This window comes from Tahibacter caeni (genome assembly GCF_024609805.1).
Classification (GTDB): Bacteria; Pseudomonadota; Gammaproteobacteria; order Xanthomonadales; family Rhodanobacteraceae; genus Tahibacter; species Tahibacter caeni.
This window is the reverse complement of record NZ_JANFVR010000122.1, coordinates 1-13,196: the sequence shown is the minus strand read 5'-3', so window position 1 is coordinate 13,196 and position 13,196 is coordinate 1. Positions and strand designations below refer to the sequence as shown.

The window sequence follows — 13,196 nt, the reverse complement described above, 5'->3', positions numbered from 1 at the left end:
CGCGTCGCGGCACGGGCAGGGCCGGCACGCCTGCGCACGGCGGGCTCAGGCGTCGAACTGCAGCAGCGAGCGCCCGCTCATTTCCGCCGGCACCGGCAACTGCAGCAGGCCCAGCACGGTCGGCGCGAGGTCGCGCAGCGCGCCGCGGTGGATCCGCGGCAGGCCCGGGCCGACGTAGACCAGCGGCACCGGTCCGACCGTGTGCTGCGTGTGCGGCTGGCCGTTCTCGTCGAGCATCTGCTCGAGGTTGCCGTGGTCGGCGGTGATCAGCAGAGCGCCGCCGGCGGCGCGTATCGCCGCCTCGATGCGGCCGAGCGCGACGTCGACGGCCTCGACCGCGGCGATCGCCGCGGCGAGCACGCCGGTATGCCCGACCATGTCGGGGTTGGCGATGTTGCAGGCGATGAAGTCGAAGCGGCCCGACCCGATCGCCTCGACGAGCTTGTCGGTCAGCTCCGGGCAGCTCATCTGCGGCTGCAGGTCGTAGGTGGCGACCTTCGGGCTCGGGATCAGCACACGCTCCTCGCCGGCGTAGGGCGCTTCGCGGCCGCCGGAAAAGAAGAACGTGACGTGGGCGTACTTCTCGGTCTCGGCGATGCGCAGCTGGGTCTTGCCGAGCGCGGCGAGGTATTCGCCGAGCGTGTTGGCCATGGACTGGGGCCGATAGGCCACGGCGCTGACGGCGAGCGCCGCGCTGTATTCGGTCAACGTGACGAACGCCGACAGCGCGATCCGGCGCTCGCGCGGGAAGCCGTCGAACGCCGCGTCGACGTAGGCCTGGCTCAGCTGGCGCGCGCGGTCGGCGCGGAAATTCATGAACACGACCGCGTCGCCGGACTGCATCGCGGCGCCGGCGCCGATGACGGTCGGCTTGACGAACTCGTCGTTCTCGCCGCGCGCATAGGCCGCGGCGAGCGCGCCGACCGCGCTCGCCGCGTGATAGTCGGCGCGGGCGTCGGTGATCGCGTCGTAGGCCAGCTGCACGCGGTCCCAGCGCTTGTCGCGGTCCATCGCGTAATAGCGGCCGCCGACCGTCGCGACGAACGCGCCCGGCGTCTTCGCGCAATGCGCCTCGAGCAGGCGCAGCGAGGGCTCGGCGCTCTTCGGCGGCGTGTCGCGGCCGTCGAGGAACGCATGCACGGCGATGCGCGGCACGGCCTGCTTCGCGGCCAGGTCGAGCAGCGCGAGCACGTGGTTCTCGTGGCTGTGCACGCCGCCCGGGGAGATCAGTCCGAACACGTGCAGGGTGCCGCTGCCGGCCTTCGCCGCGGCGCAGGCCTGCAGCAATGCCGCATTGTTGAAGAATTCACCCGTGGAAATGTCCTGATCGATGCGGGTCAGGTCCTGGTAGACGACGCGGCCGGCGCCGATGTTCATATGGCCGACCTCGGAATTGCCCATCTGGTCGTCGGGCAGGCCGACGTGCAGGCCGTGGGTGTCGACGAGGTCGTGCGGACAGGTCGCCAGCAGATGGCGCCAGTTCGGGCAGTCGGCCAGCGCGATCGCGTTGTATTCGGTCTCGAGGCGATGGCCCCAGCCATCGAGGATCAGCAGCAGGACGGGCTTGGGTGCGGTCACGGCGGGAAACGGCGGCGATGGCGGAACGCGCATGGTAGCGGAATCGCCGCGCCGGGACCGCGCAGCCCGTGACCAAAGGCAGGGGGCCGCCGCGCGCTGCAACCCTGCGCCGGAAGTCCGCATCCAAGTCCCTGCCCGCGCGAATGCGGTCCCGTCCCGCCCGCGCCCTCATCAGGAGTCGTTCCATGGTCATGCGTACGCTTGCTTTCGCCGTCTGCGCCACCTTCGCCGCCGCTGCCGCCCAGGCCGGTTCCACCGGCCCGGACATCGACAAGGTCAACGGCTCCATCCGCGTCGAGGAAGGCCAGCTCGCCGGCGATCTGGAAACCGTCAACGGCTCGATCTACCTGCGCAGCCATGCGCGCGCCGACTCGGCCGACACGGTCAACGGCTCGATCGAGATCGAGGACGACACCGAGCTGAAATCGGCCGAGACCGTCAACGGCGCGATTTCCCTCGGCGCGCGCGCGCGCGTCCACGACACCGTCGAATCGGTCAACGGCTCGATCACCCTGGACCGCGGCGCCGACGTCGGCGGCAAGGTGTCCAACGTCAACGGCCGTATCCGCACCGAGTCGGCGCGCGTCGGCGGCTCGATCGAGACGGTCTCCGGCGACATCGAGATCGGCGCCGGCTCGCGCATCGAGGGCGGCATCCTCGTCGACAAGCCCAGCGGCTGGTCCTGGGGCAAGCAGCGGAATCCGCGCGTCGTGATCGGCCCGGACGCCGTCGTGCAGGGTCGCCTGGTGTTCCGCCGCGACGTCGACCTGTTCGTCAGCAGCAGCGCGAAGATCGGCGCCGTCGAAGGCGCCACGCCGACGATGTTCAGCGGCGCGACGCCGTAATACCCAGGATTGGAAGACGGGCGGCGGACATTCCTGTCCGCCGCCACCTTCGTCGCAGGCATGACTTCCGGCCTGGCTGCGGGCCGGCGCCGGCACCTACACTCGGTCCTCCGTGTCTTTCCGGAGGCTTCATGCGCCATATCCTGATCCTCGCGAGCGCCGCGTTGACGCTCGCCGCCTGTTCCGAAGCGCCGCCGCCCGCGGCGCCGGCCGCCGCACCCGCCGCCGCACCGGCCGGCTACCGCTCGACCTTCGCCAACAGCGGCGCCGACTTCGGCGAACGCCTGAAGAAGCTCGCCTCCGACGAGTTCGAAGGCCGCGAGCCCGGCACGCTCGGCGAACGCCTGACGACGGCCTACATCAAGGACCAGTTCGAGCGCATCGGCCTCAAGCCCGGCAACAACGGCTCCTGGTTCCAGTCGGTGCCGACGGTGGAGATCACCTTGCAGAACACCGACGTCGTGCTCGACGTCGCGGTCGGCGGCGGCCACGAGACGTTCGCGCGCAAGACCGACATGATGGTCGTGAACCTGTCGGCCAAGCCGGAAGTCGCGATCAAGGATTCCGACATCGTCTTCGTCGGCTACGGCGTCAACGCGCCGGAGCAGAACTGGAACGACTACGCCGGCCTCGACGTCAAGGGCAAGACCGTGATCGTGCTCGTCAACGACCCGGGCTTCGGCAACAACGACGCGGAGCTGTTCAAGGGCCGCGCGATGACCTATTACGGGCGCTGGACCTACAAGCTCGAGGAGGCCGCGCGCCAGGGCGCCGCGGCCGCGCTGATCGTGCACGAGACCGAAGGCGCCGGCTACGGCTGGGACGTGATCGAGAACAGCTGGAACGGCCCGCAGTTCGACCTGCCCGCTAGCGAAGACCCGGCGCCGCGCCTGGACGCCGGCGGCTGGATCACGAAGGCCGCGGCCGAACGCCTGTTCGGCAAGGCCGGCCTCGACTTCGCCGCGCTGCGCAAGAGCGCCGACGTGCGCGGCTTCAAGCCGCAGGCGCTGCCGGCCAAGCTGACGACGACGCTCAGGAGCACGATCAGGAACGGCAGTTCCGACAACGTCGTCGCGATGCTGCCGGGCACGACGCGTGCGGACGAGGCCATCGTCTACAGCGCCCACTGGGACCACCTCGGCAAGGACGCGACGCGCACCGGCGACCAGATCTTCAACGGCGCCGTCGACAACGCGACCGGCGTGGCCGGCCTGATCGTGATCGCCGAGGCCTTCGCCAAGCAGAACCCGCCGCCGCAGCGCACGATCGTGTTCGCGGCCGTGACGCTCGAGGAGTCCGGCCTGCTCGGCTCGCGCTACTACGCGACGCATCCGCCGACCGCGATGGACAAGACCGTCGCCGACATCAACATGGACGCGATGTCGCTGACCTCGGTCTCGCGCAACCTGTCCGTCGTCGGCTATGGCCAGTCCGAGCTAGACGACTATCTCAAGGCCGCCGCGTCGGCCCAGGGCCGCGTGATCACGCCGGAGGAATCGCCCGAGAAGGGCCACTTCTTCCGCTCCGATCATTTCAACTTCGCGCGCAAGGGCGTGCCGTCGCTGTACATCAAGAGCGGCACGGACCTGTTCGACGGCGGCGAAGCCGCCGGCCGCGCCGCGGTCGCCGACTACGGCAAGAACCGCTACCACCAGGTCGGCGACGAGTACAAGGACGGCATGCCGCTTGACGGCGCGACCGCCGACCTCGAAGCGCTCTACGTCGTCGGCAGCAAGCTCGCGAGCGAGACGAGCTGGCCGCAGTGGGCCGCCGACAGCGAGTTCAAGGCCGTGCGCGACGCGGCGAAGAAATGAAGCGGTAGATTCTGCGGCGAACCCGCAGGCGAGCCGCAACATCGAGATTCAGACGCAGCGAACAACGGTCGGCGACGCGCTCGCCGATCGTTGCGATGGCCCCGGCACAGACATTCACCGCAGGGAGGCCCGGTGTCGCGATTCGCTGCGCTCGCCGCGGCCTGCGGGCCCGGCTTGCACAGCCTGGGCCGCGGCGACAAGATGCGCCGTCCTCGCCCGTGTCGCCGCCATGCCCGTACTGCTGATCGCCTCTGTCCTGCTGCAATTCGTCTGCCTCGTCCACATGGTCAGGTCGGGGCGGCCCTACTGGTGGATCTGGGTCATCATGCTCGGCTCCTACCTCGGCGTCGCGGTCTATTTCTTCACGCAGATCCTGCCCGAGCTGCGCCACGACCCGGCCAGCCGCCGCCTCGTGCGCAACGTGCGCGACCGCATCGATCCCGAACACCAGCGCCGGCGCATCGCGCAGCAGCTGGACATCGCCGACACCGTGGAAAACCGCCGCCGTCTCGCCGAGGAGTCGCTGCGTCTCGGCGACTACGCCAACGCGGCCGAGCTGTACCGCTCCGTGCTCAAGGGCATCTACGCGACCGACCCGGCCTTCCTGCTCGGCCTCGCCGAATCCCAGGCCGGCCTCGGCGACCACGCCGGCGCGCGCGACACGCTCGACGCGCTGATCAAGGCGAACCCGAACTTTCGCTCCGACGAAGGCCATTTCCTCTACGCGCGCTGCCTCGAGGCGCTCGGCGAAAACGAACGCGCGCTCGAGGAATACGAAGTGCTCGCGACGAGCTATCCCGGCGAGGAAGCGCGCCTGCGCTACGGCCGCCTGCTGAAATCGCTGAATCGCCCGCGCGACGCGCGCCGCGTGTTCGAGGAAATGCTCAAGCGCGCGAAGGTCGCGCCGAAGTACTACCGGCGCAAGGAACAGGCGCATCTCGATGCGGCGCGGCAGGAACTGGCCGCGCTGGCGCCGGCGGCGGAATAGCCGTCGCGCGGTCCGCGGAATCCGCCGATCACCGGCAGCGCGCAATCGCTGCGTCTCAGTAGACTTTTGCCGCTAGCCGGAACGCCATGCCGCCGGCCTCGGTGTCCGCGCCGAAGCTGACATCGATTTGCGCGCTGTGCCGCCCGGCGCCGTAGCCGAAGGAGAAGGCGCCGCTGTAGAGATTCAGGGCACGGTCGAAGCGAGTATCGCGCGACAGGCAAGTGATCGACGCTTCGACGTTCCTGCCGGAGAACTCCACGGAGCCGTGCTCCATCAGATAGGCGCACACCTTTTCGGCGGGCGCATGACCGGCATGCTCGCAGCGCTTGGCGGAGATGGCCGGCTCCGCGGCATCGTCGAAGTTGGAACCCCAGGCCGTGCGAAAAGTGAATTCGCGGGTCTCGCCGGGCCGTACCGATGCGACGAATGCACGGAGCGCCTTGCAGAGCTCGACCGGCGGAGCGCCGTGAACCGTGGGAGCCGCCGCTATAAGAGCCAACCAGGCAATCAGCGCAAGACGACGAGCCGGCGACAGCGTTCCGCTGCGCGAACCGCACCGTGCCGCATGCGACGGCGCAGGCCCGGGTGAACGGTTCAAGGGTTGAATCGCGCTCATTCCTCGATGGCCTCCACGCCGCGCCGCCTCAGTTCGTCGAGATGATCCCGCATGCGCCCGAGCTGCTCGGCCGAATGCCCGGCCCACTCCGTGACCTCGCCGACCACGCGGAACGCGCTGCGTGACCGGTACGACCGGGTCGGATTGCCGGGAAACCTCCGGTTCGTCAGGTTCGGATCGTCTTCGATCGGTCCGGTCGGCTCGACGACGTAGATCCTGCCGTTTCCGGCACCGACGGCGAGCTCGGCGCCCCAGACGGCCGCCTCCAGGGTGGCGCTCAGATAGACGAAGGCCGCCGTCTTGCGGCTTCCGTAGTTCGACGCGCGGCCGGGTTCGATCAGATCGCCCGGGCTCAGGTCGGCCTTGGTGCCGTGATAATAGGTCGGCTTATCGGCAGGCACATCGCTCATCGCAGCGCTCCGCTCGGCTGCCCCGTCGGCAGGGCGGCGATGCTGCACCAGTCCGCGCGCCTTGCCGCAAGCCCCGGCATGCCGTATACATTCGTTGCGGGAGGCGCAACGCCTCCCGAATTATTTCCGGCGGCCTCGACGCCGGCCCCTCGCACGCGAACACCGCTCAGTGGCCGCCGCGCAGCAGATGCAGCGCAAGCAGCGGCGCGAGGTTGAACAGCAGGATGCCGATCTTGTAGACGGCCATGCCGCCGTAATGGATCGCATCGAACGCCGCAGTGATCGTTCCGCGGATCAGTGGCGCGCGGCGTCGCGCCACGCATGAAAAACCAGAACGATCCCGTCCATTCGGGCCTGCTCGAAATACTGCAGGGGCGGCGGCGGCGTCCTCGTAGTCGTTGCGTTCCGTCGGATGGACGGCATCCAGCGAAGCGATGCGCCACCCGGCCTCTCGCACCTCCTTCGCAGCGACGGCCAGAGCCTCCCTCGAAGCACGCGTACTGCAGCGGAATGCCGATGCTCTTCATAGCTGCGCCACCAGCAGCGCGAACGCCCAATACACGCCGATGCCCATCTGCACCGAGAACGCCGCGAAGCGGATGGTGACGGCTGTCGGCGTCAGCGACGACAGATGGACGAGCGACTGGAACACTCGGGCGCCGAGGAACAGCCACGCGAGCGGGTCGGTGATCGCGGTGCGGTCCGTCGCGATCGCGAACAGCAGCAGGCCGCCGAAGACCGGCAGGTTCTCGAGGCAATTCGCATGAGCCCGCGCGAGCCGCTGCATGAAGGGTGAAAGACCCGCGTTGTCCGGCGTGAATCCGTTCGCCGGGACTTTTCCGCCGAGCACGAGCCGGCAGCGGATGACTTCCATGAGCACGAGCAGCAACAAGGTCCAGAGGATGAATCCGACGAAGACGACCGAACTGGCAGAAATCATGGCAAACCCCCGATGGAGTCGACGTGCGCGCCGAAGCGCCGTTCTCGCGCACGGCACGTTGCAGGCGGCGGGATCGCGTCGCGTGGGTCGTCCCCATTGCGCTGCGCCGCGGCGGAGATTGAAACACAGGGCTCGCCGCATCGACCCGGATCGGCGCAATGGAGCGGCACAGGACCTGGCGCCGTCATGCTGTTTCCAGCGCGGCCGGACCACCGTCCCTCGACAATCCGGCCCGTGCCGGCCGGCGACGCGCCACCCTATCCCTTTCGGCCCAGGGCAGCCCCGCCGGCGCTGTCTACAATCGGGCGAGTTTCCCGCTGCAAGGATCCCTCGATGCCGATGCTCGTTTCCGCCGCCCTGCTGGCCGCCGCGGCGGCGGCGCCCGACCCGGGCGCCAGCCGCGTGTTGCGTTTTCCCGATATCTGCGGCGACAGCGTCGCCTTCGTCCAGGCCGGCGACGTCTACCGCGTCGCGGCGGCCGGCGGCACGGCGCAGCGGCTGACCTCGCACAGCGGCAACGAGCTCTATCCGAAGTTCTCCCCCGACTGCCGCTGGATCGCGTTCTCGGGCGAATACGACGGCACGCGCCAGGTCTACGTGATTCCGGCCGACGGCGGCGCGCCGCGCCAGCTGACCTGGTACAACGACGTCGGCAGCATGCCGCCGCGCGGCGGCACCGACTATCGCGTGCTGGACTGGAGCCCCGACGGCAAGCGCGTGCTCGTGCGTGCGAACCGCGTGCCCTACGACGAACGCAGCGGCCGGCTCTACGAAGTGCCCGCCGACGGCGGTCTCGAAACGCCGCTCGCCATGCCCGAGAGCGGCGGCGGCATGTATTCGCCCGACGGCAAGTCCGTCGTGTACACGCCGATCGATCGCGATTTCCGCAGCTGGAAGCGCTATCGCGGCGGCCGCGCGCAGGATGTCTGGACCTACAACCTCGTCCACAACACCTCGCAGCGGCTGACCGACAACCGCGCGACCGACCATCAGCCGATGTGGCTCGGCGACACGATCTATTTCGTGTCCGACCGCGGCGGCCAGACCTTGAATCTCTGGTCCCTGCCCGCGAGCGGCGGCGAGGCGAAGCAGCTCACGCGCTTCGACGATTTCGACGTGCTCTGGCCCAGCGCCGGCAAGGACGCGATCGTGTTCGAGCAGGGCGGCTGGATCTGGCGCTTCGACGCGGCGGCGGGCACGCCTGTCAGGCTCGACATCCGCGTGAGCGGCGACCAGCCGCAGGCGCTGCCGGCCTGGAAGAAGGTGGCCGCGCAGATCGAATCGTTCGATCTGTCGCCGCACGGCGAGCGCGTGGTGTTCGGCGCGCGCGGCGAGCTGTTCAGCGTGCCGGCCAAGAACGGCGAGATCCGCAATCTCAGCAAGACCCCGGCCGCGCGCGAGATCAGCGCGACCTGGTCGCCCGACGGCAAGAGCATCGCCTACCTGTCCGACGAGAGCGGCGAGTACGAACTGTACGTGCGCAGCCAGGACGGCAGCGGCGAGCCGCGCCGCCTGACGCGCGACGGCGATACCTGGCGCATGCCGCCGGTCTGGTCGCCGGACTCGCGCAAGCTCGCCTATGCGGACAAGCGCGGGCGCCTGCGCATCGTCGATGTCCGCAGCGGCGTGCAGCGCGACGTCGACCAGAGCCGCCACGACGATTTCAGCGACTACGTCTGGTCGCCCGATTCCAGCTGGCTGGCCTACGGCAAGACCAATGCGGCCGGGCTGTCGCAGATCTGGCTGTATTCGCTGCACGACGGCAAGACCGCCGCAGCGACCGAAGCGACCAGCAGCGCGTTCAGCCCGGCCTTCGATCCCAAGGGCCGCTGGCTGTATTTCCTGTCCAACCGCGACTACAACCTGACCTTCAGCGCGTTCGAGCAGAACTACCTGTATACGAACGCGACGCGGCCGTATGCGCTGACGCTCGCGAGCACCGGGCCGGCCGTGTATCCGCTGCCCAGCGACGAGGTCAAGGCCGCCGCGGCAGACAAGCCCAAGGACGCCGGCAAGCCCGCCGACAAGTCCACGCCCGCCGCGACCACGCCGGAAGTCATCGTCGACCGCGACGGCATCGTCGGCCGCGCCGTCGCGCTGAAAGCCGGCTCGGGCAACTACCGCAGCCTGCAGGCCGGCGCCGACGCGGTGTATTTCCTGTCCGGCAATCCACGCCAGCAGCAACAGCTGGAACTGCGCCGGCTCGCGCTGGATGCCGACCAGGACAAGGCCGTCGCGGCGAACATCGCCGACTTCCGCCTGTCCGCGGCCGGCGACATGCTGCTGCTCAAGCAGGGCGAGCGCTTCGCGCTGGTCAAGGCCGATGCGGGCCAGGACTTCAACGCCGGCGCGCTGAACCTCGACAAGCTCGAGCTCTACGTCGACCCGCGCGTGGAATGGCAGCAGGAGTTCACCGACGCCTGGCGCATCCTGCGCGACTGGTTCTACGACCCGGGCATGCACGGCGGCGCCGAGCGCTGGAACACGATCCGCACGCGCTACGGCGCCTGGGTGCCGCATCTCGGCAGCCGCGCCGACCTCGACTTCCTGCTGCAGGAAATCGCCGGCGAACTGAACTCCGGCCACGTCTACGTGCAGTCCTCGTCGGACATGCCCAAGGTCGAGCGCCACGCCAACGGCCTGCTCGGCGCCGAGTTCGCGACCGACGCGTCGGGTTATTTCCGGATCGCCAGGATCTTCGCCGGCGAGAACTGGAACCGCGACCTGCGCTCGCCGCTGACCGAGACCGGCGTCAACGTGAAGACCGGCGACTACCTGATCGCCGTCGACGGCGTCGACGCGCGCAGCGTCAGGAATCCGTACGCGCTACTGCAGGGCCGCGGCGACCAGGTCGTGAGCCTGCGCGTCAACAACCGTCCGAGCGCGAGCGGCGCGCGCGAGGTGCGCGTGAAGACGCTGACTTCCGAACAGGGGCTGCGCTACGCCGACTGGGTCGCCGCGCGGCGCGCCTACGTCGAGAAGCTGTCCGACGGCCGCATCGGCTACATCCACGTGCCGAACACCGCCGTCGAAGGCAACCGTGAACTCAACCGCGGCCTGCTCGCGTACCACGACAAGGAAGCGCTGATCATCGACGACCGCTACAACGGCGGCGGCTTCATTCCGGATCGCATGATCGAACTGCTCGCGCGTGCGCCGCTGAACTACTGGAAGCGCCGCGGCCTGGATCCCGCGCCGACGCCGCTGGTCTCGCACGACGGTCCCAAGGCCATGCTGATCAACGGCCTGTCGAGCTCCGGCGGCGACGCGTTCCCGTACTACTTCCGCAAGCTCAAGCTCGGGCCGCTGATCGGCACGCGCACCTGGGGCGGCCTGATCGGCATTTCCGGCAATCCGGGCCTGGCCGACGGCGGCAGCGTGCTCGCCGCGACGTTCCGCTTCATGGGCACGGACGGCCAATGGGCCGTGGAGAACGAGGGCGTCGCGCCGGACATCGAAGTCATCGACCGCCCCGAACTCATCGCCGCGGGCAAGGACCCGAGCATCGAGAAGGCCGTCGAAGTGCTGCTCGCGCAGCTGCCGGCGACTCCGAAGCCGCGACTGCAGGCGCCGCCGTCGCCGACCAGGTTCGGCGACTGAAACGGGACCCGGTGTTGCGGCGAGCCCCGGCGAGCCGCAACACCGAAGTCCTGCCGGCACGAGGTCCGCACCGGCGCACCTCCGCAGCGGCCCCGCTTCGGCGCTCCTTGCCCAAGCGTTTTCGATCGGCACGCTTCGATGAGGCGAGACCTCGGCGTCGCGGTCCGCTGCGCCCTTCGCAGCCGGCGCGCCCATTCATGCACGGCCCGCCTGCGGGTAAGATCCGGCGCCGACGTTCCGGAGACCCCGATGCAATGCTTTGTATACAAAAGCCTGCGCCGCGCCGATACCTACGTCTACCTGCGCGAGCGCGATGCGTTCGAGCTGCTGCCGGCGCCGCTCGCGGCGACCCTGGGACCGCTGAATTTCGTCATCGAGCTGGCCCTGTCGCCGGAACGCCGGCTCGCGCGCGAGGACGTCGACACCGTCATCGCGAATCTGCAGGGACCGGGCTTCCATCTGCAGCTGCCGCCGCCGCCCGTCGAGACGACGCATTGAGCCGGCGGATCGCTTCTGCGACCGCGGCGGCGGCCGCATACCCTACGCCGGCGTAGCCGCAACGGGAGCCGTCCCGGCCCGGCGCATTCCGGTATTCGGCGGAATGCCCGCAGGCTGTGCAGCTATTGCGGCGCAACATGAACAGCGCGGCCGGCTGAACCGCGATTTACCACGGGCGCGGAATTAACTGCATATACTCGCGCGGGTCGCGCCGCCGGCCGAAAACGCCGCGGCGTCCGCACGCCGGCGACGGCGCGCCAGGACCGTTCCCACTGCCCGATCTGTACGGAAACCCGCGTGCCACGAGCCAAGCCGACACGCCTCGCCGCCTTCGTCGCCAGCCTGCCGTATTTCCTGCCGGCCGCGCTGTGTCTGCTCGCCGCCGCGTTCGTGCCGCATCCGGCCGCGCTGCTGCTGTTGCTCGCGGCCAACTCGCTGACGATGGCCGCGATCTGCCAGGGCCTGGGTTTCGATCAGGAAGACAGCTTCGCGCGCACCGTGCTGCGCCGCGGCGCCGCGCATTTCGCGCTGCTCGCGTTCTACTCCGCCGCGGTCATGCTGCTGCTCGGCTGGCCGCTGGCCGCGCTGCTCCAGGCCGGCTCGCTCGGCGCGACCATGTGCCTGTCGGCCGCGGTCGTCGTCGCGCTTCTGCTGCTCTGGCGGTTGTGGCCGGCGTTCGGTCTGGTCTTCGTCTGGGACGACGCCTATCCCGACAGCGAACAGGGCTCGTGGATTCTGACCGCCGTGTCGCGCAGCGTGAGCTTCGCTCGCCACCTGACCGGCGAGCACGAACTGTTCTTCAGCCACGGCCTGCCCGTCGCGATGGCCCAGCTGGTCCTGGTCTGCCTGGCCGTCGGCATCGCCGGCCTCGGACCGGGCCTGCCGAGCGAGCTGCGCCTGCTGATGCTGCTGGTCTACGCCGCGGCGCTGCCGCTGGCCCAGCTGCTGATCGCGAACCGCTGCCTGCGCGCGCTGCTGACCGCGCGCCGTGCGCGGCGCAACGAACCGCGCGAGGCCGAAACCGGAGCGACGAATTGCGCCGAGCCGCCGCGCGAACTGCCCGGCGGCCTGAACCAGGCCGAGCTCGACGCCGCGCTGCTGCATGCGACACGCTGCGGTCAGGTCGAACTGGCGCTTGCCGCGCTCGAACGCGGCGCCGATCCGAACACCGTACCCGGCGCCGGCGAGCGCGACCAGCGCAGCGTGCTGATGCTCGCGGCCACCCTGCCCGAAGTGCGCCTGCTGCGCGCGCTGATCGCCAAGCGCGCCGACGTGAACCGCGCCCATGCCGGGCTGAGCCCGCTGCTCGCGGCGACGCGCGACAGCTACCAGGGCCGCCCCGACGCCGTGCTGACCCTGCTCGCGAACGGCGCCGACCCGGCTACGAGTGACAGCCAGGGCAATACCGCGCTGCACTACGCCGCACTGGCGGCCGAGCCCGTCGTCGCGGCCATGCTGATCGACGCCGGCGCGCCGCTGGCCGCGGTCAACCGCGACGGCCTGACGCCGCTGGGCCAGGCCGCCCAGGCGGCCAACTGGACCCTGCTGCGCTTCCTGCTCGAACGCGGCGCACGCAACGAAGTCGAGCATGCGCAGCCCGCGCTCGGCGCGGCCGCGGCGATCGCCGACGACGACGTGACCGGCGTCAAGCTGCTGCTGCGGCAGAAGGCCCGCGTCGACGCGCAGGGTCCGCTGGGCCGCACGGCCCTGATGGCTGCGGCGCTGACCGGTCATGCGGCGATCGTGCGCGTGCTGCTCGACGCCGGCGCCGACGTCGACCACGCCGACCGCCAGGGCACGACGGCGCTGATGGAAGCGGCCCGCGCCGGCGCGGCCGAAGTCGTCGCGCTGCTGGCCGCGCGCAAGCCCGATCCGAACCGCGTCGATCATCTCGGCCGCAGCGCGCT

11 protein-coding genes are annotated in these 13,196 nt (G+C 69.8%); 6 read left to right on the top strand and 5 right to left on the bottom strand.

Translation table 11 applies throughout. The features are described 5' to 3' along the window. Positions 1-45 precede the first annotated feature (45 nt). On the bottom strand, positions 46-1,578 hold the full coding sequence (gpmI, locus tag NON22_RS12220) for a 2,3-bisphosphoglycerate-independent phosphoglycerate mutase (RefSeq protein WP_257387214.1): 1,533 nt from the start codon (positions 1,576-1,578) through the stop codon (positions 46-48). A gap of 185 nt (positions 1,579-1,763) precedes the next feature. On the opposite strand from gpmI, the gene NON22_RS12215 reads away from it, so the two are divergent. The 3 genes from NON22_RS12215 to NON22_RS12205 all read left to right on the top strand — a co-directional run bounded on the left by NON22_RS12215 (position 1,764) and on the right by NON22_RS12205 (position 5,225). Continuing rightward, positions 1,764-2,423, top strand: coding sequence for a DUF4097 family beta strand repeat-containing protein (locus tag NON22_RS12215; RefSeq protein ID WP_257387213.1), 660 nt, complete (start codon positions 1,764-1,766; stop codon positions 2,421-2,423). A gap of 131 nt (positions 2,424-2,554) precedes the next feature. After that, positions 2,555-4,237, top strand: coding sequence for a M28 family metallopeptidase (locus NON22_RS12210; protein WP_257387211.1), 1,683 nt, complete (start codon positions 2,555-2,557; stop codon positions 4,235-4,237). A gap of 229 nt (positions 4,238-4,466) precedes the next feature. Then, on the top strand, positions 4,467-5,225 hold the full coding sequence (locus NON22_RS12205) for a tetratricopeptide repeat protein (protein ID WP_257387210.1): 759 nt from the start codon (positions 4,467-4,469) through the stop codon (positions 5,223-5,225). Between the two features lie 55 nt (positions 5,226-5,280). On the opposite strand, the gene NON22_RS12200 is transcribed toward NON22_RS12205, so the two are convergent. From NON22_RS12200 to NON22_RS12185, 4 genes are all read right to left on the bottom strand, one after another. Continuing rightward, positions 5,281-5,841: a hypothetical protein gene (locus tag NON22_RS12200; RefSeq protein WP_257387209.1), complete on the bottom strand. Its 561-nt coding sequence runs from the start codon at positions 5,839-5,841 to the stop codon at positions 5,281-5,283. Next, a complete protein-coding gene (gene arr, locus NON22_RS12195; protein ID WP_257387215.1) occupies positions 5,838-6,251 on the bottom strand; it encodes an NAD(+)--rifampin ADP-ribosyltransferase in 414 nt (137 codons plus the stop codon). The genes NON22_RS12200 and arr overlap by 4 nt, the downstream gene beginning before the upstream one ends. 166 nt (positions 6,252-6,417) lie before the next feature. Further along, positions 6,418-6,570: a DUF6868 family protein gene (locus NON22_RS12190; RefSeq protein ID WP_257387208.1), complete on the bottom strand. Its 153-nt coding sequence runs from the start codon at positions 6,568-6,570 to the stop codon at positions 6,418-6,420. A gap of 204 nt (positions 6,571-6,774) precedes the next feature. After that, positions 6,775-7,191 (bottom strand): MAPEG family protein, encoded by a 417-nt coding sequence (locus NON22_RS12185; RefSeq protein ID WP_257387207.1) that lies wholly within the window; start codon positions 7,189-7,191, stop codon positions 6,775-6,777. Positions 7,192-7,524: 333 nt separating this feature from the next. Between NON22_RS12185 and NON22_RS12180 the strand changes: the two genes are divergently transcribed. The 3 genes from NON22_RS12180 to NON22_RS12170 form a co-directional block, all read left to right on the top strand. Then, the gene (locus NON22_RS12180; protein ID WP_257387206.1) at positions 7,525-10,791 is read left to right on the top strand and encodes a S41 family peptidase; all 3,267 of its coding nucleotides are present in this window, start codon (positions 7,525-7,527) and stop codon (positions 10,789-10,791) included. 249 nt (positions 10,792-11,040) lie between these two features. Beyond that, positions 11,041-11,289 carry a YcgL domain-containing protein gene (locus NON22_RS12175; RefSeq protein WP_257387205.1) on the top strand — a complete coding sequence of 83 codons (249 nt, stop codon included), beginning with the start codon at positions 11,041-11,043 and terminating at the stop codon, positions 11,287-11,289. A 297-nt stretch (positions 11,290-11,586) separates the two neighbouring features. Continuing rightward, positions 11,587-13,196 (top strand): ankyrin repeat domain-containing protein (locus tag NON22_RS12170; RefSeq protein ID WP_257387204.1); only part of this gene is annotated, 1,610 nt, incomplete at its 3' end.